Source organism: Streptomyces sp. IBSNAI002 (assembly GCF_052244475.1).
In the GTDB taxonomy this organism is placed as follows: domain Bacteria; phylum Actinomycetota; class Actinomycetes; order Streptomycetales; family Streptomycetaceae; genus Streptomyces.
The window spans coordinates 7,942,172-7,964,744 of sequence record NZ_JBQPXG010000002.1; the positions used below are offsets into that span (position 1 = coordinate 7,942,172).

A 22,573-nucleotide genomic window follows, 5' to 3' on the forward strand; every position below is an offset into this window, starting at 1 on the left:
CGCGGCACGCCGCTGCGCACACGCCCGGCCGCGTCCCCTCCCACCCATGACCCGAACGGAGCACCCCCATGTCCATCCACCGACGCCCCCCGCGCGGCGACCCGGCCCGCACCGTCCTGCGCGCGGGCCGCGCCCGCGGCCTGACCGTCCCCGCACTCGGCCTGATGACCGCGGCCTCCGTCATCACCAGCCTGCGCGGACTGCCGATGATGGCCGAGGAAGAACTGACGATGTTCGGCTACATCGGCTTCGCCACCCTCCTCTTCCTGATCCCCGCAGCCCTCGTCTCCGCCGAGCTCGGAGGCGCCTTCGCCCAGCGCAAGGGCGGCGTCTACGACTGGATCGGCGAGGCCTTCGGCAAGCGCACCGGGTTCGTCGGCGTCTGGCTCCAGTGGATCCAGAACGTCGTCTGGTACCCGACCGGCCTGGGATTCGCGGCCGTCGCCGTCGCCTTCGCCGTCCGCGACCCCTCCCTCGGGGCCGACCACGTCTTCATCGGCCTGTTCTGCATCGGCGCGTACTGGCTCGCCACCCTGGTGGCCCTCAGCGGCACCGGCCTCCTCGTGAAGATCGCCAAGCGCGGCTTCGTCCTCGGCACCGCCCTGCCCGGTCTGCTGCTCCTGGGCCTCTTCGGCTACTGGGTCGCCTCCGGCCACCCCATCGGCTGGGAACACGCCCACGCGGCCGCCGTCACCACCGCCACCGGAACCCCGCGCCTGCTCCCCGCCTTCACCGGCCTGGCGACGCTCGCCTTCCTCGCCGGCATCCTGCTCCTCTTCGCGGGAGCCGAGTCCCAGGCCGTCCACGTCTCCGACCTGCGCGACCCCAAGCGCGGCTACCCCAAGGCCATGTGGATCGGCGCCGCACTCACCTTCGGCATCTTCACCGCCGGCGCGCTGGCCGTGGCCGGCATCCTCCCGTACGAGCGCATCTCCATCACCACCGGCGTCTTCGACGCCTTCCAGCGCGTCCTGGGCGGAGCCCTCCACGTCGGCTGGCTCGTCCCCGTCGTCGCCGCACTCGTCTGCTACGGAGCCCTCAGCGGCGCCCTCGCCTGGATCAGCGGCCCCAGCAAGGCCCTGCTGGCCACCGCGCACGACGGCCACCTCCCGGCCGTGCTCCAGGGCACCAACAAGAAGGGAGCCCAGCGCAACATCCTGATCGTCCAGGGGCTGATCGTGTCCCTGATCTCCTCGATCTACCTGGTCACCTCGAGCGTGTCGACGGCCTTCTTCCTCATCTCGGCCATGACCGTCTCCCTCTACCTGGTGATGTACCTGCTCCTGTACGCGGCTGCCATCCGGCTGCGCCACACCCGCCCCGACCTGCCGCGCAGCTTCACCATCCCCGGCGGAAAGAAGGGCATGTGGGCCGTCGCCGGCACCGGCTTCACCGCCGTGGCCTTCGCCCTGGTCCTCTCCTTCGTCCCACCCGCCCAGCTCCCGATCGGAAGCCCCGCCCTGTACGTCGGCCTCGTCGCCGCCGGCCTGATCGTCTTCACCGGCGCCCCGATCCTCATCAGCCGCCGGCGCCGTCCACGGGGATGTCCAGCAGGTCGGCGAGGGCGGTGAGGGTCGCGCCCAGGGGGAGGGCGACCCGGGTCACGGCGTGCTGGTCGCCGCGGGTCACGTCCCGGTTGACGATCAGCACGGGCTTTCCGGCCTGGGCCGCCAGACGGACGAACCGGAGCCCGGACATCACCGTCAGCGAGGAGCCGAGGACCAGCAGGGAGGTCGCTCCGGCGACCAGCTCACGGCAGTGCTCGACCCGCCGCGGCGGAACGGCTTCGCCGAAGAACACCACGTCCGGTTTGAGGACGCCGCCACATGCCGAGCAGGGCAGCACGCGAAAGTCCCGGACCTGATCGTCGGTGAGGTCGGCGTCGCCGTCCGGGTTCAGCCCGGCGGCCACCGGCGCGAAGCCCGCGTTGGCCTCCTCGAGCCGCCGCGCGAGTGCACCGCGCGAGCCGGAGGTCCCGCAGGAGAGGCAGACGACCCGGTCCAGGCCCCCGTGCAGCTCCACGACGCCCTCGCTGCCGGCGGCCTGGTGCAGCCCGTCCACGTTCTGGGTGATCACACCCGAGAGCAGCCCGTGCCGGCCGAACGCCGCCACGGCCCGGTGCCCGGCGTTCGGCCGGGCCCGGCCGAACGTACGCCAGCCGAGGTGACTGCGCGCCCAGTACCGGCGCCGGGCCCGGGCGCTGGCGGTGAACTCCTGGTAGGTCATCGGGGTGTGCCGACGCAGGCTCCCGCCCTCGCCCCGGTAGTCCGGGATCCCCGACTCGGTGGACATCCCCGCCCCGCTGAGCACCAGCACCCCGCCGGCCCGCAACGCCCCGGCGACCGGCTCCGGATCCGTGCTGCCGGGCCGCAGGTCCCCGGAGGGCGTCCAGCTCAGAGTGGGGCGCATCCGCATGCCTCCAGCCTACGGAACGGCGCGGGGGTGATAGAGCGCGACCGCGCGCGGGATGTCGACGGGCCCGTCCCCGGGAAGCCCGAGCCAGTGCTCCGCCTGCCAGGTCTGGGTGCGTTGCGCTTGACGGTTGGGGGCGGTCACCCAGGGCGGGTAGACGCGGAAGGCGCGTTTCCCGCCGGAGCCCTTCGTCGAGACGATGCCCCGGTCGCGGAGCACCTCCCGCGGGAACACGAACTGCCCGGACCGTCCGCCCTGGCAGGCGCTGATGACGAACAGATCGACGGGATCCTCCGCGTCGAACGGCTGGATCGGCCCGTTCACGGACCTCTTCCACACCGTCACGAACTGCCCGGCCTTCGTCGGGGTCGTCTTGGCCACCCGGAACCTGACCGCGAGGCCGTCCAGGGCGAACGCACACGCCCCGTACTCGGCACCCTCCGCTTCGGGCACCGGCCGGGAGCAGTCGAGGCCGCTCGGGTCGTACACCAGCGTCTTCGCCCTCAGCAGGTCGCCGGGAATCCCGGGCCGGGGTACCCAGGCCCCGGGATCGGCGGTGCCGAACCCCGTACCGCCCTCACGCTCCATCGTCACTCCCGCATCCTGCCAGATATCGAACGACTGGACGAATATGTGCGACCTCGTCGAGGCGGCGCGTCCGTGCCGTGTCGCCCGGGTCCGCCTGGGGCATGCGGGCAGGCATGCCGGAAATGATCAGTGCACTCGCCGTCCGTATCGCCCACCGCCGTCGCGAGCCCGTCGCCGTTCAGGCCCTGCGGTCCACCGCGGCGGCCGTCATCGGTTACGTCGTCGCGCTCCGCCTCGGCAGCGAGCCGAATCCGCTGACCGCACCGCTGGCCGCCCTGCTCGTCGTCCAGGTCACCTGGTCCGTGTCGACGAGTTCGTCCCCGCGGTCGCGATCAGCGCCATGCTCGTCCTCGGCGTCGCCCAGGTCGCGGACACCGCCTGGGACCGCGTCCTGGGGACGCTGATCGGCGCCGCGGTCGGGCTGCTGGTCAACCTGCTCGTCGCGCCGCCCGTCTGGGTCGGCCCCGCGGGGATCGCGATCACCGACCTGGCCGCGCGCATCAGCGGGCTCCTGACCCACCTGGGCGAGGAATCCCTCTCGGCCGGCAGCCTGACCACCCGTCACCCGTCACCCGGTCCGCGGCCCGGCTCTCTACAATTCGCCATGTGCCTGACATCAGGGGGGCACCGCACCACTCCCACGAACGGCACCACGATCCGAAGGGGGCGATCGGCGCATGACCAAGCCTGAGAGCACGGGCACGGACCCGGGACGCGTCTACGACTACGACGTCGTCATCAGCGGAGCCGGCCTCGCCGGCAGCGCCGCCGCGATCCTGCTCGCCCGGCGCGGTGCCCGCGTCGCACTGCTGGAACGCCGCTCGGACCCGGAAGCGTACAAGGTGCTGTGCACCCATTCGATCACGGCCAACGCCTACCCGGTGCTGGACGAACTCGGGCTCGTCCCCGCCCTGGAGAAGGCCGGAGCCGTCCGCAACGAGGCCCGCTGGTACACCCGTTGGGGATGGATCCGGCCGACGGCCGCGCCGGGTGGCCCCGAACTGCCGTACGCGTACAACATCCGCCGCAGCGTCCTCGACCCGCTGATCAGGTCGCGCGCGGCGCAGACCCCCGGCGTCGACCTGCTCCTCGGACACCGGGTGACCGGACTGGTGCGGGAATCCGGGCGAACCCTCGGGGTGTGCGCGTCGACCCCGCAGGGCGAGCGCGAGATCCGGGCCCGCCTGGTGGTCGGCGCCGACGGAAAGGACTCCGCCGTGGCGAAGTTCGCCGGAGTGCCCGCCCGGCAGTACGAGAACGCCCGGTTCGGCTACCTCGCGCACTTCCGCGACCTCCCGCTCCACGACGGGATCGGTCACACCTGGTTCCTCGAACCCGACATGGCCTACGCGTTCCCCAACGACGACGGCGTGACCGTCCTCGCGGTGCTCCCCGGCAAGCAGCGGCTGCCCGCCTTCCGGGAAGACCTGGAGCGCAGCTTCTTCGAGTTCGTACGCGCCCTTCCCGAGGCGCCGCCCATCGACTCCGCCGAACGCATCACGAAGATCATCGGGACGGTCGACTACCCGCTGCACAGCCGCAAGCCGACCGCACCGGGCGTCGCGCTCATCGGCGACGCGGCCCTGACCGGCGATCCCCTGTGGGGAGTGGGATGCGGGTGGGCGCTGGAGTCCGCGCACTGGCTGGCGGAAGCGGTCGCCGCGGCCGCGACCGGTCGCGCTGACCTCGACAGGGCGCTCGCGGCGTACGGGCGGACACACCGGCGAAAGCTGCGCGGCCACCAGTACCTGGCCGTCGACTACGCCAAGGCCCGCCCGTTCAACCCCCTGGAGCGGCTGGTGTTCTCGGCGGCGGCGCGCGATGCATCGGTGGCGCGGCACGTGCACCGGTTCGGCTCCCGCCTGATCGGCCCGCTGCGCTTCCTGAACCCCCTGGCACTGGCCAAGGCCTCAGTCGTCAACCTCAGGCATCGCAGGGCGGCAGCGCCGGCCGCGCACCCGTCAGACACGCGGTCCTGACCCGCCCCGGCCGGTCCGGTGGACGCGGTTTCGCCATCGTCTGGCGAGTTCGCCGGGGGTCCGGGCCGGCGGCGTGGGTTCGGCAGGCCACTCCTCCTCCCGCGTGAGGGGGACCGACGGCATGAGGTAGCGCATGCCGTCCGTTTCCAGCGCACACGGGGGAACGTCGCCGGAATCGTAGGCGTGGCTCACGCGGATGAGGAACGGCTTCGGAGGATCCGGCGGATCACCGGGCAGCTCGCCCCGGAGGAAGGCGGCTCCGCGGCGGGGCACGCGCACGGACGCGACGGTCTTCCCGTCGACCAGCACGTCGGCGCGGCGGCGCCGGACATCGCTCAGGACGGTGATCGAGTGCCCGTCCTGATCCACGTGGTACCGGTGGTGGGCCGCCATGCGGGCCTCCCTGAAGTTCCCGGTACCAGAGTAGAACGCCGGCCGGCTTCCCGGATGATCACGCCCGTTGCGGGTATCCGTCCGGCATGGTCACTGTCGGGGTCGAGGAAGAGTACTTGCTGGTAGACCCGGTGACGCTGCTCCCCGTGCCGCTCGTGGAAGAGGTGCGGGCCACGGCCGGCCTGGCGCCGATCGCCGACGCCCAGGAGGTCCAGGACGAGCTGCTCCAGGCACAGATCGAGGTCGCCACCCCGGTGTGCGAGGCCCTGGAGGAGGTGGGCGGCCATCTCCTCCGGTTGCGGCACGCGGTGGCCTCCGCGGCCCAGGCGAACGGCTGCCGCATCGCGGCCTCCGGCGCCGCACCGCTGAGGGACGCCGTACCCGTACCCGTCACCGGCCGGCCCAGGTACCTGAGGATGCGGGGCGAGGCCCGGCTGCTGGTCGACGAGCAGCTGATCTGTGGGATGCACGTCCACGTCGGCATTCCCGACCGGGAGACCGGGGTGGCGGTCCTGAACCGCCTGCGCGTCTGGCTTCCGGCCCTGCTGGCCATGTCCGCCAATTCGCCCCTGTGGGACGGGCGGGTCACCGGCTTCGCCAGCTGGCGCACGATCATCTTCGGCCGCTGGCCGGTGAGCGGGCCCCTGCCGCGGTTCGCGGGGCTCGCGGACTACGAGGCGCGGGCCGATGCGCTGCTGGTGTCGGGGGTGATCGCCGACCGGGGACAGCTCTACTGGCAGGCGAGGCTGTCGGAGCGCTACCCCACCGTCGAGGTGCGCTGCTGCGACGTGCAGCTCGACGCGGACGAGGCCGTCATGCTCGCCGGCATCGTCCGCGCCCTCGTCGTCACCGCGATGGCCGAGGAGCGGGCGGGAGCGGCCCCCGTCCCCTGGCAGCCCGAGGTCCTGCAAGCCGCCACCTGGCACGCGGCCCGCGACGGGCTGAGCAGCACGCTGCTGGACCTGGACGGGCGGCCCCGCAGCAGCGGGGACGTACTGTGCACGCTCTTGCGGCACATCGGCCCCGCCCTGGAGGAGTCCGGCGACCTCCGCGAGGTGAACTCGCTCGTACACCGGCTCCTGCGCCGCGGCACCCCGGCCGACCGCCAGCGCCGCGCGTTCGCCGACGGCGGCCTCCCGGCCCTCACCGACCTCATCACCGCCGAGGCCACCGAGCCGTGAGTCCCCGTCCGTGAGTCTCCGTCCCTGAGTCCCCGTCCAAGGTCCATGAGCCTCCGGCCGGGCGGCCCCGTGGCGGCGCGGCGTATCAGGCCGGGTGCCCCGGTGTGAGGTCCTGGACGTCGCTGAAGAGCAGCAACGGCGGCCGCGCGGGACCGGGCGGGCTCTGCTCCACGGGTGAGAGCAGGAACCCGACGTGGTCTCCGCCGTCGAGCAGCTCCTCGATCCGGCCGACGAACCAGGCTCCCGCGTCCGCCAGCACCGGCGCGGTCCCGTGGGCCGGAAGGCGCCAGGCGATCCGCTCGAGCTTGTCGACGTCGTCGCCGGTCTGCTCCCCGAAGAGGTCCGCCGTCCGCTTCTGGTCCTTGCGCAACGCGTGCACCGCCAGGTGCGAGGCCTGCCGCGCGATCCGGTACGTGCGGTTGGCCCTGGACAGCCACACCATGAAGCGGGGCGGGTCGATCGAGCACTGGGAGGCGAAGCCCACCAGGCAGCCGGCCTGCTCGTCCCCGGCCGCCGCCGTCACGACGTACATCGGATAGTCGAGTACCCCGGTGAACGCATCCAGCCCTCCCATGACAGCCGGATCAGGAGGCGGGAGGGGCCGGGGTGTCGGCCTCCAGGGGGAGGACGGCTCCGGCGCGGATCGCGTGGATGACCGCGTCGTGCAGGGTGCGGCTCGCGGACTCGCTGGCGCAGGGCACGGGGCTCCCCGCGAGCGGGAGCCAGTCGGACGCGCCGCTGTACTGCACGGTGATGTGCGCCAGGCCGTCGGCCTCGGTCCAGGTGGTGTGCACGGCGAGTTCGCCCGTCAGGACGGGCCCCGCCTCGCCGGTCTGTACCCCGTTGCGTCCGGCGAAGATCCCGGGGGTGGTCCACGATGCCCAGCTCATCCGGCCTCCCTGCTGCATTCGTCGTCCTGCCAGTGTGCCCGCGTCGGCCCCCGCGCGCCCCTGGGGCGCTCGCGCACGGCGCCGTCCACTCCCGTACCCGGGTTTTCGCGGGGTATTCACCCAGGTATGCGTCGGTGCATACTCATGCCATGGCAGACACGACCGTAAAGATCGACTCGGAGACCCGGGACCGCTTCGCCACCCTCGCCGCCGCTCGCGGCAAGAGCGTGCGGGCGTATCTCGCGGAGCTGGCCATCGAGGAGGAGAACCAGCTGGCCCTCGGCCGGGCCACCGCCGCGTTCCGCGAAGCCGTCAGCCGGCCGGGCATCGCCGAGGCCTTCGACGCCGAGTTCGGCGGGCTGCCCGCGTCCGTGAAGACGCACCGGGCGGCCTGATCTTGGATCTGCACATCGACCTCCGGTGGCTCCTCGACCGCCAGGAGGAACTCCTGGGCCGGGAGCTGGGGGTCCTGGACTACTCGGGTCTCGTCGCCGCGGTCGCCCGGCACCGCGTGAACACCCCGGCCCTCGAGACCGACGAACCCGACGCGCACTGGCGGGCGGCCGCCCTGCTGGAGCAGCTCGTCCTCGTACGGCCCCTCCCCGCCAGGAACGAGTACTTCGGCTACGGCGTCGCCATCGCCTACATCAAGGCCTCCGGCAAGGACGTGGACACCGCCTTCGAACCCTGGCGCGCCCTCATCGCGGACATCCGGGCCCTGCGCCTGAGCGTGTACGGCGTGGCCGACCGGCTGCGTGCGATGACGCCCCACGCCTGACCGGGACCCCCGCCGCGGCACGCCTCGTCGAAGAGGTGGGGGCTGGCGCGCACGGGGGTGGGGCGCCAGCCCCCGGGAGGGCCGCCTTACGGGGGCGTCGGGCGGCCGTGGTGTGCTGGACCCGTGGCGCGGCTGCTGGAACGCAGGCGTACCGCGGGTGGTGGTTGAACTGTAAAGCATGTAGATGGCGCTGCCTGCCACGGGGGTGGGCCGAAGCCCGGGCCGCGGCCGGGGGCGAATCTCCGGAGCTCCGTGTGCGGCGTGACGGAGCCCGTCAGTCGCCGTCGCGCAGGTTGTACTCGTCGTCCCGGAGCGGCTCTTCCTCGCGGGGCCGCCTGATCTCTTCCGGGCTCTTGCCGCTGCGGGAGGGGGTGCCGGGCTCGGGGTGGACCGGGTCCTGGCCGGGCGCCTGGGGGCGCCTTTGCTCCTCGCGGCCCTTGCCCGGCTCCTGGCGCTTGTCCTTCATACCGCCCATGACGGCCACTCCTCGATGCGTGGGTGGGTGGATTCCTCCCGACCACGCTGGCACGCGGCGTCACGGCACGCATCAGCAGCGCTACGCAACGTGGTGTTCGGGTGATGTCGGCAGCGGGGCGTGCGCCCAGTGCCAAGGAAGCGGGCACGCCACGTCAACGCGGCAGGGTCGCAGCGGCACGGATACTCAAGTCCGGAGCCGCCGGCAGGACCACCGCTCAGGCCGGCCCGCAGCGGCCACCCGCAGCACGCGCACGGTATGCGTACGGCACGGCACGGCACGGCACGGCACGGCACGGCACGGCACGGCACCGCACGGTACGACCCCGGCTGGATCCGGGTGCCGCAGGACGCACGTTCCGCCCAACCGAGCCCCACCCCACCCACTCCACTTCGCCCCACCCCCTTCCGGAGGAGACCCATGCGCAGGATCGCCCCTGCCCTCGTCGGCGTTGCCCTCGCCCTGGCCACCGTCGGCCTCGCCGCCCCGGCCCAGGCGCGCACCGTCGCCTGCACCAGGCTGAGCAACGGCGTGCTCTGCACCCAGCTCGCCAACCGCGACGCCGCAGACCGGGCCCAGGTGAGCAACTCGTACGAGAAGACCGGCGGTTCCACCATCACCGCCCGGTTCGGGCACTACAACCGCGGTGGCACGTGGTGGGACCAAGGTGCCTTCACCCAGTCCAAGGGAACCACCCGCTACTTCACCTGGGGCACCTCCTACTACGGCGACTGCTCGGCGGTCGTCGGGTTCATGGACTCCGGCGGGACGCGCTACGAGGTCCCCCCGGTCACCCTCTGCTGAAGGAGGGGACATGAGCCGGATCCCTTTCCGCGCAACCCCCGCCCGCGGGGCGGCCCCAGCGCCCGCCGGGGCCCGGACACCGCGCCGTGTCCTCCTGGCCGTCACCGGACTCTGCGCCGTCCTCGCCGTCCTCGCCGTGGCGCTCGGTTCGCCGGCCGGTACGGGGTCCGCGGCGCCCGCGGCTCCGACGGCCGTCGCCCTCTCCGGCGAGCAGCGCGCCCGGGCGGAGGGGGCCGCCCGGGCGCTGTGGGGAGCGGGCGTCCCCGTCACCGGTGTCGAGCGCGGGACCGACCCCGCGGCCGAGGCCGTGGTGGTCACCTCCGGCCAGGGGTACACGGAGTTCTCCTGGCCGGACCTCAAGCCATTGAGCGGCACCCGGAGCATGGAGGTGAACGATGGCGACGGCGACGACGAGGACGCCCACGCCGGCGGCGGACCCGCCGAACAACAGCGCGGGGGAGAGGAGTTCATGCGGGCCCACTTCCCGTGGGCCGACGGCGCGCGGGTGACGTCGTGGGCCCTGGGCGACACCGGGCGCCGGGTCATCTCGTGGCGGCGCGCGGTGGACTCGGTCCTCATGCCGATGCGGCTGGACATCGTCGTCGACCGCTCCGGGACCGCGGTGTCCTTCGTCGCCGTGGACGAGCCGGACCCGCGGCTCGCACCCGTCGAGGTCGGTGAGGAGCAGGCCACGGCAGTGGCCGCCGCGGCCCGTCCGGGCGTGCCGCCCGGTCGGCCGGTCCTGCTCGCGGTCCCGGTCGGCGGCGGGTGGCGGCCTGCCTGGTCGTTCCCCGGGTCGGCGAGCGGGTCGGTGACCGGGGCCGCGACCGGGACGGCCACCGGGCCGGCGGGCTCTCCCGGTGACGCCACCAGGATCCTCGTCGACGCGGGCACCGCCGCCCTGCTGCCCCCGGCGGACGGCCCGTGACGCGGCGCGACGGCCGCCACGGACCGTACCCCGACCCGTACCCCGACCCGTACGAACGCGCCGAATCGCCCCGCCGGACCGGGGCCCCCGCGCTCCCTCCCGCCCGCGTCCGCTTCCGTGCCGTCACGCGTCCCTCCGAGCAGGGCCGTCCCACGCGCCGCTTCCGCTCCCCGCTGCCGGGGTGTGCGGTATCCGGCCACCCGGCGGAACGGCCGCATGGACGCCCCCCGAACCGCCCCCCAACGGTGGATCCCTGCCGTACGGGGGAGGGGCACATGGGCTTCACGGTTTTCGACGCGGGGGATCTGCCTGCCGAGCACCGGTTCGAGTGGTGGCGCGAAATGGTCAGCAAGGGGGCCGGCCCGACCCGGGTGACGGCCGACCACCCGGCCGACTTCAGGGTCAGCATGGGCCTGTTGCCCCTCGACGACGTCAGGATCGCGAGGATGTCCTTTCCCGCGATGAGCTCGGAGCGGACCGACCGGCTGATCCGCCGGTCCGACCCGGAGACGTACGAACTCACGCTCCTGCTCACCGGGTCGCTCCAGGTCTCCCAGGCGGGGCGCGAAGCCGCCCTGTCGGCAGGGGACTTCAACCTCTGGAGTTCGTCCACCCCCTCCCGCAGCCGGGCCCCGGTCGGCGGGCCGGGCGCCGTGCCGTCCGACGCGATCGTCCTGCACCTGCCGCGTTCCCTGGTCGCCCTCCCGGAATCGCGGGTGGACGGGCTCCTCGCCCGCGGCCTGGTGTCGGACCGGGGCGTCGGGGCGGTGCTGGCCCGGCACCTGACCTCCGTCGTGCAGGAGGCGGAGCACCTGAGCGAAGCGGACGGCCGCCGGATCGCCGTCATGACGGCGGACCTGGCAACGGCCTTCCTCGCGCACCACATCGACGCCGCGGACAGCCTGCCGCCTCCGGCCCGGCACCGCATGCTGCTCGGCCGGATCGACGCCTTCATCGACGACAACCTCGCCGACCCGGACCTGTCGCCGCAGGTCGTCGCGGCCCGCCACCACATCTCCGTACGGCTCCTCCACCGGCTCTTCGCCGACCGCGGGGAGACGGTGTCCGCGACGATCCGCCGGCGCCGGCTCGAACGCTGCTCCGCCGATCTCGTCGACCCGCGGCTCGCGGGCCTGCCGGTCCACGCGGTCGGGGCCCGCTGGGGGTTCAGCGACCCGGCGTCATTCAGCCGCAGCTTCCGCGCCGCCTACGACCGCACCCCGCGGGACCACCGCCACGCCCACGGCGGCCCCGCGAAGCCCCACGCCACGCCCCGGCAGCAGCGCAGAGCGGCCGCGGGCGGGGTGATGAACGAACGGGCGGGCGACCACCGGCCGCCGCATCCGTCATGAGCGCTCCGTCTCATGAGCGCTCCATCCGCATTCCGAAGGAGAGGGAACATGCAACGCTTCACCACCTGGCGCAGGGCCACCATCGCGACCGTCCTCGCCGTGTGCACCGCAGGCGTTCTCACCACGGGCGCCCAGGCCCAGCCGGCACCCGGTGATACGGGCCCGGCCGCCGCCGCGACGGCCACCCCGCCCCCGGCCCCGGGAACCCGCGTCACCCACGACCCCGACGCGCGTCCGGGCTCGTGGCAGAACCCGGTCATCCTGAGAGAGGAACCGCTGCCCGGCAAAGCGGCCGTCGCCGCCAGCAACTGCAACGTGAGCGGCGTGTACTACTGCCGCAAGTACTCCGCGGACAACTGGGGCTGGTTCATGCTGGCGACCGAGCTGGGAGGGGACCGGCACGAGTACGCCCGCACCTGGGGGAACGTGTACACCGGGAGCTTCTCGCACTACATGGACAGGTCGGAGGACAACGGCGCTTCGTGGGAGGGCATCCTCAACCCGGTGGTCAACCAGTCCAATTGGTCCGAGCCCCTGTACGACGGGCCTCCCTTCAAGGTCCGCGCCTGTCTCTACAGCATGGACCGCGGGCTCGTCGCCTGCGGTGCGTGGCACTGATCCGGCGGCACTGACGCACCGCTCCCGGATGCCGGATGCCGGACGGCGCTCCGCAGCTGAAGGCATCCGGGAGTGGCGTTCCGGCCGAGCAACGGGAGCCGTCGCGCGGCGGGTTGCGCCGGGCGATGTATGTTCGATCGAGCCGAGGACAGCAACGCGGCACACGGTTGAGCGGACTCCACGTAAGGAAGAACTTGCCCACCAGGACACTTCGGATTCCCACCGCTGACGGCCAGGCCGACGCCTTCGCGGCCTTCCCCGACCACGGAGGGCGGCACCCGGGGGTGCTGCTGTACCCGGACGCCTTCGGGGTACGCCCCGAGTTGGAGGCGAAGGCCCGCGAACTGGCCGGGCACGGCTACTACGTGCTCGTCCCCAACCTCTACTACCGGCACGGTCCATCGCCGGTGGTCGAACTTCCCGAGCACATCGGATCAGAGGCCCGGCCCGCGCTCTTCGCCCGGCTCATGCCCCTCGTACAGGAGCACACCACCGAACGGGTCCTGCGCGACGCCGACGCCTACCTCCGCTTCCTCGCGGCGCAGCCCGAGGCCGGCGCGGGACCGGTCGCCACGGTCGGCTACTGCCTGGGCGCCGCCCTGGCCCTGCGCACCGCGGCGGCCCACCCGGACCGGGTGGCCGCCGTCGCCGGATTCCACCCCGGCTTCCTGGTCACCGACGCGCCCGACAGCCCGCACCGCCTGCTCTCCGAGCTCACCGCCCAGGTCCACCTCGGTCTCGCCGAAGGCGATCTGACCCCCGAGGCCCTGGCGGAGCTCGACAAGGCCTTCGAGGCCGCGGGCGTCGGCTACACGAGCGAGGTCTACCCCGGCACCGTCCACGGCTTCACGATGTCCGACACCGACGCCTTCCACCCCGCCGCGCTGCAACGCCACTGGGACCGCCTGCTCCCACTCCTCGACCGCACCCTCGTCGGCCACTGACGCGACCGGCCGGGGCACGTCACCGGGTGCGCCGGTCCCGCAGCTCCGCCAGCCACTCCCGAACCTGGACGTCGTCGTGGAGGTACGCCTCGCCCGGCCCGTGACGCAGATCGATTCCGTGGAGCAGTCCCAGCGCCCACCGGCCCGGCTCGTCCCACTCCAGGCCGTCGTCCGTGAACCAGCGACCGGCCCATCGGTCGGCGGCGTCACGGGTGAGCCGCCCTTCGAGAACCGCGACGAAGCACTCCTCGATCGCGTCCAGGTCCGGCTGGTCATCACTGTTCATCCGCCGAAGGTACCGGGCCGTACCGCCGGCCCCCGCGCGGGGGCCGGATGACCGCTGCCGGCCGCGGACAGGCCTCGGTCCCGAACCCCCTCGGGGGCTCGGGACCGAGGCACGCTCTGTGGCGCGGTCCGATCACCGCCTGAAGATGTCCTTCATCTTCTCCTTGGCCTGGCGGGCATCGCCCTTCGCGCCTTCGGCGCGGCCTTCCGCGGTCAGCCGCTCGTTGCCCACCAGTCGGCCGGCCGCTTCCTTGAGCTTGCCCTTCGCCTGCTCGGCCCTGGCCTTGCCCTTCTCGTCCTGCGACACAGCTGATCACTCCCTCGGGGTACGGGGAACTGCCTTGCGCTCCGCGTCTGACCCGGATCGCGGCCGTCAAACACACGCGGCCGGATCACGGCCGGCGTCCGCTCAGGCGAGCGGGATGCCGAGCCGCATTCCGGAGAGGTAGTGACTGCCCAGCGCCGCGCGGTGGTCCGGGTTCCCGAGGTGCTCGTCCCGGTGGACCTCCGGAGCGGCCTTGACCTGGTCCTTCGTACGGTCCACGTAGACCTTCTCGGCCACGTGGTCGACCCGGGACACCAGGCCGGCCGGCACCAGGACCTCCTTGCCGAGGATCCACACTCCGGTGTCGACGACCAGATAGGCGTCGGTGACCTCGTCGGAGTGCTTGGCGACCTTGCCGATGCCGCCGTCGAGCGCCTCGACGCCGTAGCCGGTCAGGTCGGCCGCCAGGTAGTCGACGCCGGCCCGGTAGGCCCACACGTTCTCCGCCATGCGAAACAACTCCTTCGATCGGAACCATGGCCCTCCGCCCCCTGGTCCCGGGCGCGGAGGGGTCTCCGTCGAGGGCGCGCCTGCCCCGGCCCCCGCCGCTCCATCCCCGGCCGGCGGGGACCGTCGGACCGCTCCGAGAAAGTTTGTGCTTCGACCGTTTGAACCGGCGGAGAGCGGCCATACGAGGGTCACGGGAGCCCGCGGCGGTGAGCGCCGCGGGCTCCCGAGCGGGCCCGAGCCGCGTGGTGGCACCCCCCCCGCCACCACGCGGCCGGCGCTCCGCCCGTACGGACGCTCCGGTGGCCGGCCACGCAGCGACAGACGGTGTCAATGTCGGACATCCACAAAGGACCGGCCGCGTTCTGCGTGACGGCCCGTCACGAACCGTCGGCAACTCCGCGCATACGATCTTGGAAGACGGACGGCTGGAGCACGACTTCCGCGTCGGCAGTCCGGCCCCGGCCGGGTTGGTGACGGGCATCGGGGGCGGCGGCCGTCCGCCGTCATCCCGGACGAGGGGACCGGCACGCCGCCTTCACGCGCTCGCTGACCCGTGCACCCGCCTCGTCCGCCTCGCCCGAGCGGAACGGACGCATCGTGACCCTTCGTCAGATCGAGCCCAAGCAACGCGGATTCCTCATCGTCAACTCCCATCCGGACGGGGCCGCGCACACCGTCCACCGCATGTGGGAGGGCATCGAGGCCCGCACCGACGGCCGTCGGCCGACCGCTCTCGTCCTCGGGCACTCCGCCGGCTACGGCCTCGCCACGCTCGTGGCCGGCCTGCGCCGGCACGGCATCCGCGGCATCGGCGTCGCCTTCGAGGGCGCCGACAACGGGCGCCGCACCGCGACAGCGGGCTGGTACCGCACCGCGGCCACCGCCCGGCTCGCCGCCGAGCACGGACACGACTTCCGGTTCGTGAACACCGACGCCTTCTCCGCGGACGCCAAGACGCACGTCCTCGACCTGCTGGAAGAGCACTACGGGCCGATCGACTACCTCGTCTACAGCCTCGCCGCCCCCCGCCGCACCGACCCGGCGACCGGCGCCGTCCACCACTCGGTGATCAAACCCCTCGGCGCCGCCTACGAGGCGCCCGCGCTCGACTTCTCCGGCGACGACCCCAAGGTCACCCGGTTCCGGATCGAACCCGGCACCGAGGAAGAGGAGCGGGCGACCGTCGCGGTGATGGGCGGCGACGACTGGGACCTGTGGGTCCGCGCCCTCGCCGCCCGCCGGCTCCTCGCCGACGGGTTCACCACGGCGGCCCTCACCTATGTCGGCTCGGAGGTCACCGCCCCCGTCTACCGGCACGGGACCATCGGCGCGGCCAAGGAACACCTGGAACGGACCGCCCACGACCTGAACGCCTCGCCCCTGCTCAAGGAGAAGGACGGCCGTGCGTTCACGGTCGTGGCCGGCGCGGCCGTCACCCAGGCGTCCAGCGCGATCCCCTCGATCGCCCTCTACACGGCCTTCCTGCGCACCGTTCTCGGAGCGGACGGATTCCGGTCCACCGCGCAGCAGGCCGTGGACCTGTGGGACCAGCTGGAAGGCCGCAGCCCGCTGGTCCTCGACGAGGCGGGGCGCATCCGCCTGGACGGCTGGGAGCTCGACGGCGCCGTCCAGGACCGCGTCCGCGAGCTGTGGGCCGACCCGGAGCTGGGCCTCGACAGCGCCCGCGCCGGCGCGGACTGGTTCATGAGCCAGGTCCGCGAGCTCTACGGCTGGGGCGTCGACGGCGTGTCCTACGACCGGCCCGCCGAGCCCGACGTCCCCTGGCCCGCCGCGCACTAGCCCGGCGGCGATCCGTACGGGGGACCGGTCTGCCGCCTCGGCAGGGCGGGCGACTGGTTGCACGCGGTAGCGTATGCGCAAAATTGATGCGACAGTGCGCGGAATTGGTGCAAGCATGGTGCAGGTCTTCGTCACCAGGTAAGGACGTCACCATGGAACAGCTTCCCTCTCACCCCGACTCCGAGCGGTACTCCGTGACCCTGTGTCCCCCGGCCGTCACCGTCGTCTCCGAGCTGACTGCCGCGAGCGGCGTCAGCAAGTCCGACGTGATCAACCGGGCGGTGCTCCTGCTCGGGTACATCGAGCGCGAACGCGCCAAGGGCAGCGACCTGATGCTCCGCGACACCGCCGGTGAACTGGAGCGCATCCACATCATCTGACCGCGCCGCTATCCGTCCCGGTCTTCGGCGGGCGGCAGCTCGTCGACGATGTGGACCGCGGCCTCCTCCGCCGACGCCGCGCCGCCGTCGATCCCGACGTCGCGGGCCAGTACGGAGATGTGGCTCCGTGGAGCCGATTCGTCGACCGCCATCAGGCGGCCCGCCCGGTCCGGTCCCGCCAGCAGGGGGTCGCCGGTCTCGTCGGATTCCTCGTCCCGGGCGGACACCTCCGGCCGCTCCCGCGCGAGCCGCTCGTCCAGGCTCTCCCCGGTGCGCGCCTCCGCGGCCGTCGTGCCCCGGTCCTCCACCGCCAAGGGGCGGTCGAGCGGTACGTACGCGGTGTCCAGGGTGTCGTCGAGGCCCGGCTCGTCGAGGGCGTTCTCCATGTCGGGCTGTGCCTCGGCGGACTCGTTCGTCTCCTGCGGCTGGTACACGTCGTCGCCGTAGGCTTCGTCGGCGCTGCTCATCGGGTTCTCCGGTCAGTCGGGCGCGGAAGCGTCCAGAGCGGTACCTCCTCGTACACGGGGCACCTGCCCGTCGCGGCACCTCTCAACCGTCCCGTCACCCGTTGGCTGTTGACGACGGGCTGACGTGTCTCCACACTAGTCTGAGTCCGGACTAGTCGCAGTCGAGTAGTAGGTCGAGCAGGAGAGAGCGGGGTGGCGTCCGGATGGCCGGTACGGAGTCCATGACCGGCTGGTTGCGCGGAGTCCTGCCGCTCGCCCTCGCGGCCGTGCTCGCCGACGGCGACCGGCACGGTTACGCGCTGGTGCAGGAGCTGGCCGCCCGCGGGTTCGGCACCGTCCGCGGTGGCGCGCTGTACCCCGTACTCGGCCGGATGGAGGCCGACGGCGCGGTGGAGGCCCGCTGGGAACCCGGCGAAGGCGGGCCGGGCCGCAAGGTCTACCGGCTCACCGGCGACGGACGCGCCCGGCTGCGGCAGGAGGCCGTCGGCTGGGGGCAGTTCTCCGAGGCCATGGCCCGACTCCTGTCCCACGCCGTGGAGGGACCCGGCGGGGAGGAGACGTCATGAGCGGCGACGCCGTCACCAGGTGGAACGCACGGGCCCGACTGGCCCTGGCCGCGCACTCCGTGGGCGGCGCCACCGCGGACACCGTGCTGGACGAGGTCGCGCAGCACTGCGCGGACAGCGGCGAGCCTCCCGAGGAGGCCTTCGGCTCACCGGAGGAGTTCGCCGCCACCGTGGTCGCCGACCGCGTCCCGCCCGAGGAACGCCTGCGGCAGGTCGGGAACGGTCCGACCTTCGCCCAGGCGCTCCGCACCGCCTCCGCGCCCGTCGGTCTGGCCGCCGTGGCAGCGGGTGCCTGGCTCTGGATCGCGAACGGACTGGCCCTTCCCGTGACTCCGGCGGGGCTGGCCGGCTCCTCGCTCATCGCGATGGCCCTGGCCGGAGCCGCCCTCGCGGCCACCGCCCGGAACCGTCGACGGCGCGCACTGGCGCGGGTGGGCGCGGCGGTGGCGGCGGTGGCCGCCGCGACGGCCCTCACCTCCCTCTCCGGGCAGCCGCTCGGCCATCTCCCCGCCCCGCTGCCGTGCGTACTGGGTCTCGCGCTGCTCTGGGCGGCGACACGGACCACACCGACCGCAGAACCCAAAGGAGCGATCATGGATTCCGGAACCGCCCCCCTGAGCGGCGGCGAGCGCGAGCTCTGGCTGGACCGGCTGCCCCGGCTGCTCGAAGAGCGCCACGCGATACCCCGCGCACGCGCCGCGGAACTGGCCGAGGAGGCCGCCGGCCACCTCGACGCCACCGGAAGCGCGCCCGAGGACGAGTTCGGCCCCGTGGAGCTGTACGCGCTGCGCCTGGCCGAAGAGGAGGCCCCGCGCGCGCCGTGGTGGCAGCGCAGCGCCGTCCAGGAATCCCTGTTCGCGGTGCTCCTCACGGTCTACCTGGTGGTCGCCATCGTCTCCGGCGGGCCGACCTGGCAGATCGCGCTGGCCGCGGGGGCGCTCGCCCTGAACCTGGCCCTCCTCGCCACCCGCCTGCTGCGCGGGCGCCGCGACGTTCCGCCCGGGAGGTAGCCGGCGCCGCCCTACCGGGTGCGGCGGGCACCACGGGTGGCCCCGTAGGCTGTTTCCATGAGGTCACACCCTCGCTGGCCCCTTCGGCCGGGAGCGTCCTCTCGGCCAGGAGCGGGCGGTCACGGCGAGGTCCTGTTCAAGCTGGCGCAGTGTGCGCCCTTCGCGATCGCGCTCGGCGTACTGGCCATCGAGCTCTCGCCCGCACACGACCTGGTCACCGGCCCCGTCATCTCCACGACGCCGGCGCTGGCCGCGCTGACGATGGGCCCGGTGGGCACCCTGTCCGCCGCCGCCCTCGCCGTGGCCGTGAACATCACCTCCGCGACCTACAACCAGTCGTGGGGAACCCAGACCCAGCTGATCATCGGCAACTTCCTGGGGCTGCTCGTGGTGTCCGTGGCCAGCGTCATCCTGAGCAACGCGGTGCGCACGCGCAGGCAGCTCGAGCTCGACCAGGTCCGCCGGATAGCGGTGGCGGCCCAGGAGGTCGTCCTGCGCCCCGTCCCCGAGCTCCTGGGCCCCGTACGCGCGGCCAGCCTGTGCCTCGCGGCCGGGACCGGGGCCCAGATCGGCGGCGACCTGTACGAGGCCGTGCAGACGCGCTACGGCGTCCGCCTGATCGTGGGCGACGTCCGGGGGAAGGGCCTGTCCGCGATCCGCGCGGTCGCGGTGGCACTGGGCGCGTTCCGGGAGGCCGTCCACTACGAGGAAGACGTCCAGGAGGTCATGAACCACTGCGCTGCGGCGCTGCGGCGAGAGGCCGGTGTACCAGGCACCTACTCCCAGGCGGAACTGCCCGAAGTCCTGATCGAGGGATTCACCACCGCGCTCATCGCCCAGGTGCCGGACGAATCGGTCGTGCACCTGGTCAACCGCGGCCATCCGCCTCCCCTGGTGCTGCGCCAGGGCAAGGTGCAGACCCTGATGCCGGCCTCGCCGATGCCGCCGCTCGGTCTCGAAGACCTCGTCGACGGCCCCCTCGCCGAAGCCGAGAGCCACCCGCTCCTGCCCGGTGACCGGCTGCTGCTCTACACCGACGGCGTGATCGAAGCCCGCAACGGTGACGACGATTTCCTCCCGCTGCCGGAGATCATGGAGCGGATAGCGGCCGACACCTCGCCGCAGGAGTTCCTGGAGGAACTGCACAAGGCGCTGATCCGCCACACCGATGGCCGCCTCACGGACGACGTGGCGATGATCCTCATCGACCGCCTGGCGTGAGGACGCGGATCTTGCCCTGGCGGCCGGTGCGCACTTCAGCGGCTGAATGGGGGTGTCGAAACGATACGGCAGCGGGCATTGGAGTGAACCGCCGTTCCCGGCAGTGCCCCTGGGGGGTTGGACCGGCCGACGCGCACATCGAGCTGCGCTTCGTTTCAGAGATCCTTAGGGGAGTCATGCGTATTCGTTCTGCTGTCACCGCGTCCGTCCTGGCCGCCGGCATCCTGCTGGGCGGGGCCGGTGCCGCCCTGGCCAACGACGGGGTCGACATCGACTACTTCTCCGGCGGCCGCGCTGGCTACTCGTCGAACTGCTCCTCGCTCGCCGCGGTGCCCGCCAGCCGCCCGGCGTTCACGGGCCCGGTCTACACCTCGAACTGTGCCGCGGACGGCGAGCTGGAGTGGGCGAAGGGGCACCACCTGGGTGCCTGACCCGGGCGGCTCGCGCCGCAGGGGCGGACCGACGGTGACGTCGGCCGCCCCTGCGGCGTTTTCGCCCGCGGGGGCGGCGCGGTCCGGGGCGGGCCGGGGCCAAGAATTTCCGTGCCGGCGGGCCGGGATTTCAATGGGCCCCGTGCGGAGATTTTCTGCCGCGACGCGCACAAGGGAAATATTTTGACGTACGCGAGCCACCGTACCGTGCTACTGTCGATCTCGGTTGCAGTTTTGGTACCCAAGAAGCCAGGCGCTTCCCCCGGCCCCCGGCCAGGCGGACGCCCTTCATATTTCCGGTCATTCTCCGGCGGGGCATCATCGCGGCGACACGGTGTCCGCGCACTGCGGACGCTGCTGTACTGCCCCAGGGAGACAGAACATGGCAACAGGCACCGTGAAGTGGTTCAACGCGGCCAAGGGATTCGGCTTCATCGAGCAGGACGGTGGCGGCGCCGACGCGTTCGCCCACGCCTGACGCTGTTGCGTAATTCGTAGCTGGGGCCCGCATCCCTGGGGGTGCGGGCCCCAGCTGCACGCATTTCCCGCAGTGGTTTCACCTGCGGACACGAGATTTTCTGGGATATTGCCCATCGAAGCGTTTGTGTCGACACGGAATTCCCGTGTGCCGCGTTCGCTGTCGCATTCCATTCGGTTCGTTCTTGTGATTGCCCGCGCTGTCATTTCGCTGCGGGAATTCCTTGATACGTGCCGTATCAAGGAAGGTTCTGAATGAACCCCACACGTACGAACGGCCGCTCCTCCCGCACCCGAGGCCGCACGGACGGCCCCGCCTACGGCTCCGGCTCGGCCTCCGGTTCGGGCCGGGGGAGCCGCTTCGGTTCATCCGCCCCGAGCCGCTCGGGCGGCTACGGCCGTCGGCCCGCCGCCGCGCAGGGCGAGTTCGCCCTGCCCAAGACCATTACCCCCGGGCTGCCCGCGGTCGAGGCGTTCGCCGATCTGGACATGCCCGTGGAGCTGCTGGCCGCGCTCGGGAACCAGGGTCTGTCCGTGCCGTTCCCGATCCAGGGCGCGACACTCCCGAACTCCCTCGCAGGCCGCGACGTCCTCGGGCGCGGCCGGACCGGCTCCGGCAAGACCCTCGCCTTCGGCCTCGCGCTCCTGGCCCGCACCGCCGGACGGCGCGCCGAGCCGCGCCAGCCCCTGGCGCTGGTCCTGGTCCCCACCCGGGAACTCGCCCAGCAGGTCAACGACGCCCTCGCCCCCTACGCCCGCGCCGTCAAACTCCGCCTGACCACCGTCGTCGGCGGGATGTCGATCGGCAAGCAGGCGGGTGCGCTGCGCGGTGGCACCGAAGTCGTCGTGGCCACCCCCGGACGCCTCAAGGACCTCATCGACCGCGGCGACTGCCGACTCGACCAGGTGGCCGTCACCGTCCTCGACGAGGCCGACCAGATGGCCGACATGGGCTTCATGCCGCAGGTCACGGCGCTCCTTGACCAGGTACGCCCCGAAGGCCAGCGCATGCTGTTCTCCGCGACCCTGGACCGCAACGTCGACCTCCTGGTCCGCCGCTACCTGGCCGACCCCGTCGTCCACTCCGTGGACCCCTCCCAGGGCGCGGTCACCACGATGGAACACCACGTGCTGCACGTCCAGGGCACGGACAAGCAGGCGACCACCATCGAGATCGCCGCCCGCGAGGGCCGGGTCATCATGTTCCTCGACACCAAGCACGCCGTGGACCGCCTCACCCAGGACCTCCTCGACAGCGGGGTCCGCGCCGCCGCCCTGCACGGCGGCAAGTCCCAGCCCCAGCGCACCCGCACCCTGGCCCGGTTCAAGACCGGACACGTCACCGTGCTCGTCGCCACGAACGTCGCCGCCCGCGGCATCCACGTCGACAACCTCGACCTCGTCGTGAACGTCGACCCGCCCACGGACCACAAGGACTACCTCCACCGCGGCGGCCGCACCGCCCGCGCCGGTGAGTCCGGCAGCGTCGTCACCCTGGTCGTCCCCAAGCAGCGCCGCGACATGACCCGCCTCATGGCCGCGGCCGGCATCGTGCCCCAGACCACCGAGGTCCGCTCCGGCGACGAAGCACTCCACCGCATCACCGGCGCACGGACCCCCTCGGGCATCCCCGTCACCATCACCGCGCCGGCGACCGAGCGGCCCAAGCGCAGCGCCGCCTCCCGCGGCCGGCGCAGCCCCGCTTCGGCGGCCAGGCGCGGGGGCGCGCGGCACTCCGCCGTCGACGCGGCGGCCTGACCACGAACGGCCGGACCTTCACGCTGAACCGCCTCAGCGCGGTCGGACCATCCACCTCTTC

Annotated in this window: 27 protein-coding genes and 2 pseudogenes; 19 read left to right on the top strand and 10 right to left on the bottom strand. The window is 72.8% G+C overall.

Features of this window, described 5'->3' with window-relative positions:
• The first annotated feature begins 68 nt into the window (after positions 1–68).
• A complete protein-coding gene (locus tag ACTVZO_RS36795; protein ID WP_443302480.1) occupies positions 69–1,571 on the top strand; it encodes an amino acid permease in 1,503 nt (500 codons plus the stop codon).
• On the opposite strand, the gene ACTVZO_RS36800 is transcribed toward ACTVZO_RS36795, so the two are convergent.
• Both ACTVZO_RS36800 and ACTVZO_RS36805 read right to left on the bottom strand, forming a co-directional pair.
• Positions 1,519–2,415, bottom strand: a complete 897-nt coding sequence (locus tag ACTVZO_RS36800) for an NAD-dependent protein deacetylase (protein WP_443302481.1) — start codon at positions 2,413–2,415, stop codon at positions 1,519–1,521. The two genes, ACTVZO_RS36795 and ACTVZO_RS36800, sit on opposite strands and share 53 nt — an antisense overlap.
• 9 nt (positions 2,416–2,424) lie before the next feature.
• A complete protein-coding gene (locus tag ACTVZO_RS36805) occupies positions 2,425–3,000 on the bottom strand; it encodes a MepB family protein (protein ID WP_443303386.1) in 576 nt (191 codons plus the stop codon).
• Positions 3,001–3,101: 101 nt separating this feature from the next.
• Between ACTVZO_RS36805 and ACTVZO_RS36810 the strand changes: the two are divergent.
• Positions 3,102–3,532 (top strand): annotated as a pseudogene (locus ACTVZO_RS36810) (hypothetical protein); the annotation flags it as partial.
• A gap of 145 nt (positions 3,533–3,677) precedes the next feature.
• Positions 3,678–4,979, top strand: a complete 1,302-nt coding sequence (locus ACTVZO_RS36815; protein WP_443302482.1) for an NAD(P)/FAD-dependent oxidoreductase — start codon at positions 3,678–3,680, stop codon at positions 4,977–4,979.
• Here ACTVZO_RS36815 and ACTVZO_RS36820 read toward each other — a convergent pair.
• Positions 4,962–5,372 carry a hypothetical protein gene (locus ACTVZO_RS36820; protein WP_443302483.1) on the bottom strand — a complete coding sequence of 137 codons (411 nt, stop codon included), beginning with the start codon at positions 5,370–5,372 and terminating at the stop codon, positions 4,962–4,964. The two genes, ACTVZO_RS36815 and ACTVZO_RS36820, sit on opposite strands and share 18 nt — an antisense overlap.
• An 86-nt stretch (positions 5,373–5,458) precedes the next feature.
• Here ACTVZO_RS36820 and ACTVZO_RS36825 point away from each other — a divergent pair, with 86 nt between their 5' ends.
• Complete coding sequence (locus ACTVZO_RS36825) at positions 5,459–6,553, top strand: carboxylate-amine ligase (protein ID WP_443302484.1); 1,095 nt, start codon at positions 5,459–5,461, stop codon at positions 6,551–6,553.
• 85 nt (positions 6,554–6,638) lie between these two features.
• Here ACTVZO_RS36825 and ACTVZO_RS36830 read toward each other — a convergent pair whose 3' ends face one another.
• The gene (locus tag ACTVZO_RS36830; protein ID WP_443302485.1) at positions 6,639–7,127 is read right to left on the bottom strand and encodes a flavin reductase family protein; all 489 of its coding nucleotides are present in this window, start codon (positions 7,125–7,127) and stop codon (positions 6,639–6,641) included.
• A 10-nt stretch (positions 7,128–7,137) separates the two neighbouring features.
• Positions 7,138–7,443 carry a hypothetical protein gene (locus tag ACTVZO_RS36835; protein ID WP_443302486.1) on the bottom strand — a complete coding sequence of 102 codons (306 nt, stop codon included), beginning with the start codon at positions 7,441–7,443 and terminating at the stop codon, positions 7,138–7,140.
• Positions 7,444–7,592: 149 nt separating this feature from the next.
• On the opposite strand from ACTVZO_RS36835, the gene ACTVZO_RS36840 reads away from it, so the two are divergent.
• Positions 7,593–7,838, top strand: a complete 246-nt coding sequence (locus ACTVZO_RS36840) for an antitoxin MazE7 (protein ID WP_443302487.1) — start codon at positions 7,593–7,595, stop codon at positions 7,836–7,838.
• 2 nt (positions 7,839–7,840) lie between these two features.
• Positions 7,841–8,221, top strand: a complete 381-nt coding sequence (locus tag ACTVZO_RS36845) for a toxin Doc (protein WP_443302488.1) — start codon at positions 7,841–7,843, stop codon at positions 8,219–8,221.
• Between the two features lie 274 nt (positions 8,222–8,495).
• Here the strand turns inward: ACTVZO_RS36845 and ACTVZO_RS36850 are convergent, their stop codons facing one another.
• Positions 8,496–8,696, bottom strand: coding sequence for a hypothetical protein (locus tag ACTVZO_RS36850; protein WP_443302489.1), 201 nt, complete (start codon positions 8,694–8,696; stop codon positions 8,496–8,498).
• Positions 8,697–9,116: 420 nt separating this feature from the next.
• On the opposite strand from ACTVZO_RS36850, the gene ACTVZO_RS36855 reads away from it, so the two are divergent.
• The 5 genes from ACTVZO_RS36855 (at position 9,117) to ACTVZO_RS36875 (ending at position 13,342) form a co-directional block, all read left to right on the top strand.
• Positions 9,117–9,500: a hypothetical protein gene (locus ACTVZO_RS36855; protein ID WP_443302490.1), complete on the top strand. Its 384-nt coding sequence runs from the start codon at positions 9,117–9,119 to the stop codon at positions 9,498–9,500.
• A gap of 10 nt (positions 9,501–9,510) precedes the next feature.
• The gene (locus ACTVZO_RS36860) at positions 9,511–10,428 is read left to right on the top strand and encodes a hypothetical protein (RefSeq protein ID WP_443302491.1); all 918 of its coding nucleotides are present in this window, start codon (positions 9,511–9,513) and stop codon (positions 10,426–10,428) included.
• Between the two features lie 275 nt (positions 10,429–10,703).
• The gene (locus tag ACTVZO_RS36865; RefSeq protein ID WP_443302492.1) at positions 10,704–11,780 is read left to right on the top strand and encodes an AraC-like ligand-binding domain-containing protein; all 1,077 of its coding nucleotides are present in this window, start codon (positions 10,704–10,706) and stop codon (positions 11,778–11,780) included.
• A 48-nt stretch (positions 11,781–11,828) separates the two neighbouring features.
• Positions 11,829–12,398: a hypothetical protein gene (locus ACTVZO_RS36870; protein ID WP_443302494.1), complete on the top strand. Its 570-nt coding sequence runs from the start codon at positions 11,829–11,831 to the stop codon at positions 12,396–12,398.
• A gap of 194 nt (positions 12,399–12,592) precedes the next feature.
• Positions 12,593–13,342: a dienelactone hydrolase family protein gene (locus ACTVZO_RS36875; protein ID WP_443302495.1), complete on the top strand. Its 750-nt coding sequence runs from the start codon at positions 12,593–12,595 to the stop codon at positions 13,340–13,342.
• Positions 13,343–13,361: 19 nt separating this feature from the next.
• On the opposite strand, the gene ACTVZO_RS36880 is transcribed toward ACTVZO_RS36875, so the two are convergent.
• The 3 genes from ACTVZO_RS36880 to ACTVZO_RS36890 all read right to left on the bottom strand — a co-directional run bounded on the left by ACTVZO_RS36880 (position 13,362) and on the right by ACTVZO_RS36890 (position 14,402).
• Entirely contained in the window at positions 13,362–13,628 is a 267-nt protein-coding gene (locus tag ACTVZO_RS36880; RefSeq protein ID WP_443302497.1) for a hypothetical protein, read from the bottom strand.
• Positions 13,629–13,760: 132 nt separating this feature from the next.
• Positions 13,761–13,934 (bottom strand): CsbD family protein, encoded by a 174-nt coding sequence (locus ACTVZO_RS36885; RefSeq protein WP_443302498.1) that lies wholly within the window; start codon positions 13,932–13,934, stop codon positions 13,761–13,763.
• Positions 13,935–14,036: 102 nt separating this feature from the next.
• Positions 14,037–14,402, bottom strand: coding sequence for a PRC-barrel domain containing protein (locus tag ACTVZO_RS36890; protein ID WP_443302499.1), 366 nt, complete (start codon positions 14,400–14,402; stop codon positions 14,037–14,039).
• Between the two features lie 597 nt (positions 14,403–14,999).
• Between ACTVZO_RS36890 and ACTVZO_RS36895 the strand changes: the two genes are divergently transcribed.
• Complete coding sequence (locus ACTVZO_RS36895) at positions 15,000–16,202, top strand: enoyl-[acyl-carrier-protein] reductase FabV (RefSeq protein WP_443302500.1); 1,203 nt, start codon at positions 15,000–15,002, stop codon at positions 16,200–16,202.
• 152 nt (positions 16,203–16,354) lie between these two features.
• Positions 16,355–16,582 (top strand): hypothetical protein, encoded by a 228-nt coding sequence (locus ACTVZO_RS36900; RefSeq protein WP_443302501.1) that lies wholly within the window; start codon positions 16,355–16,357, stop codon positions 16,580–16,582.
• Positions 16,583–16,590: 8 nt separating this feature from the next.
• On the opposite strand, the gene ACTVZO_RS36905 is transcribed toward ACTVZO_RS36900, so the two are convergent.
• On the bottom strand, positions 16,591–17,049 hold the full coding sequence (locus ACTVZO_RS36905; RefSeq protein WP_443302502.1) for a DUF5709 domain-containing protein: 459 nt from the start codon (positions 17,047–17,049) through the stop codon (positions 16,591–16,593).
• Positions 17,050–17,252: 203 nt separating this feature from the next.
• On the opposite strand from ACTVZO_RS36905, the gene ACTVZO_RS36910 reads away from it, so the two are divergent.
• The 6 genes and pseudogenes from ACTVZO_RS36910 (at position 17,253) to ACTVZO_RS36935 (ending at position 22,512) form a co-directional block, all read left to right on the top strand.
• Positions 17,253–17,615 (top strand): PadR family transcriptional regulator, encoded by a 363-nt coding sequence (locus tag ACTVZO_RS36910; protein ID WP_443302503.1) that lies wholly within the window; start codon positions 17,253–17,255, stop codon positions 17,613–17,615.
• Complete coding sequence (locus ACTVZO_RS36915) at positions 17,612–18,625, top strand: hypothetical protein (RefSeq protein WP_443302504.1); 1,014 nt, start codon at positions 17,612–17,614, stop codon at positions 18,623–18,625. The genes ACTVZO_RS36910 and ACTVZO_RS36915 overlap by 4 nt, the downstream gene beginning before the upstream one ends.
• 57 nt (positions 18,626–18,682) lie before the next feature.
• Complete coding sequence (locus ACTVZO_RS36920) at positions 18,683–19,846, top strand: PP2C family protein-serine/threonine phosphatase (RefSeq protein WP_443302505.1); 1,164 nt, start codon at positions 18,683–18,685, stop codon at positions 19,844–19,846.
• A gap of 176 nt (positions 19,847–20,022) precedes the next feature.
• A complete protein-coding gene (locus ACTVZO_RS36925; RefSeq protein WP_443302506.1) occupies positions 20,023–20,277 on the top strand; it encodes a hypothetical protein in 255 nt (84 codons plus the stop codon).
• A gap of 382 nt (positions 20,278–20,659) precedes the next feature.
• Positions 20,660–20,749 (top strand): annotated as a pseudogene (locus ACTVZO_RS36930) (cold-shock protein); the annotation flags it as partial.
• 260 nt (positions 20,750–21,009) lie between these two features.
• Complete coding sequence (locus ACTVZO_RS36935) at positions 21,010–22,512, top strand: DEAD/DEAH box helicase (protein ID WP_443302507.1); 1,503 nt, start codon at positions 21,010–21,012, stop codon at positions 22,510–22,512.
• Positions 22,513–22,573: the final 61 nt, after the last annotated feature.

Coding starts and splice junctions, on each gene's coding strand:
- ACTVZO_RS36795 (WP_443302480.1), top strand. CDS start 69: ATGTCCATCCACCGACGCCCCCCGCGCGGCGACCCGGCCCGCACCGTC.
- ACTVZO_RS36800 (WP_443302481.1), bottom strand. CDS start 2,415: ATGCGGATGCGCCCCACTCTGAGCTGGACGCCCTCCGGGGACCTGCGG.
- ACTVZO_RS36805 (WP_443303386.1), bottom strand. CDS start 3,000: ATGGAGCGTGAGGGCGGTACGGGGTTCGGCACCGCCGATCCCGGGGCC.
- ACTVZO_RS36815 (WP_443302482.1), top strand. CDS start 3,678: ATGACCAAGCCTGAGAGCACGGGCACGGACCCGGGACGCGTCTACGAC.
- ACTVZO_RS36820 (WP_443302483.1), bottom strand. CDS start 5,372: ATGGCGGCCCACCACCGGTACCACGTGGATCAGGACGGGCACTCGATC.
- ACTVZO_RS36825 (WP_443302484.1), top strand. CDS start 5,459: ATGGTCACTGTCGGGGTCGAGGAAGAGTACTTGCTGGTAGACCCGGTG.
- ACTVZO_RS36830 (WP_443302485.1), bottom strand. CDS start 7,127: ATGGGAGGGCTGGATGCGTTCACCGGGGTACTCGACTATCCGATGTAC.
- ACTVZO_RS36835 (WP_443302486.1), bottom strand. CDS start 7,443: ATGAGCTGGGCATCGTGGACCACCCCCGGGATCTTCGCCGGACGCAAC.
- ACTVZO_RS36840 (WP_443302487.1), top strand. CDS start 7,593: ATGGCAGACACGACCGTAAAGATCGACTCGGAGACCCGGGACCGCTTC.
- ACTVZO_RS36850 (WP_443302489.1), bottom strand. CDS start 8,696: ATGGGCGGTATGAAGGACAAGCGCCAGGAGCCGGGCAAGGGCCGCGAG.
- ACTVZO_RS36855 (WP_443302490.1), top strand. CDS start 9,117: ATGCGCAGGATCGCCCCTGCCCTCGTCGGCGTTGCCCTCGCCCTGGCC.
- ACTVZO_RS36860 (WP_443302491.1), top strand. CDS start 9,511: ATGAGCCGGATCCCTTTCCGCGCAACCCCCGCCCGCGGGGCGGCCCCA.
- ACTVZO_RS36865 (WP_443302492.1), top strand. CDS start 10,704: ATGGGCTTCACGGTTTTCGACGCGGGGGATCTGCCTGCCGAGCACCGG.
- ACTVZO_RS36870 (WP_443302494.1), top strand. CDS start 11,829: ATGCAACGCTTCACCACCTGGCGCAGGGCCACCATCGCGACCGTCCTC.
- ACTVZO_RS36880 (WP_443302497.1), bottom strand. CDS start 13,628: ATGAACAGTGATGACCAGCCGGACCTGGACGCGATCGAGGAGTGCTTC.
- ACTVZO_RS36890 (WP_443302499.1), bottom strand. CDS start 14,402: ATGGCGGAGAACGTGTGGGCCTACCGGGCCGGCGTCGACTACCTGGCG.
- ACTVZO_RS36900 (WP_443302501.1), top strand. CDS start 16,355: ATGGAACAGCTTCCCTCTCACCCCGACTCCGAGCGGTACTCCGTGACC.
- ACTVZO_RS36905 (WP_443302502.1), bottom strand. CDS start 17,049: ATGAGCAGCGCCGACGAAGCCTACGGCGACGACGTGTACCAGCCGCAG.
- ACTVZO_RS36910 (WP_443302503.1), top strand. CDS start 17,253: ATGGCCGGTACGGAGTCCATGACCGGCTGGTTGCGCGGAGTCCTGCCG.
- ACTVZO_RS36915 (WP_443302504.1), top strand. CDS start 17,612: ATGAGCGGCGACGCCGTCACCAGGTGGAACGCACGGGCCCGACTGGCC.
- ACTVZO_RS36920 (WP_443302505.1), top strand. CDS start 18,683: ATGAGGTCACACCCTCGCTGGCCCCTTCGGCCGGGAGCGTCCTCTCGG.
- ACTVZO_RS36925 (WP_443302506.1), top strand. CDS start 20,023: ATGCGTATTCGTTCTGCTGTCACCGCGTCCGTCCTGGCCGCCGGCATC.
- ACTVZO_RS36935 (WP_443302507.1), top strand. CDS start 21,010: ATGAACCCCACACGTACGAACGGCCGCTCCTCCCGCACCCGAGGCCGC.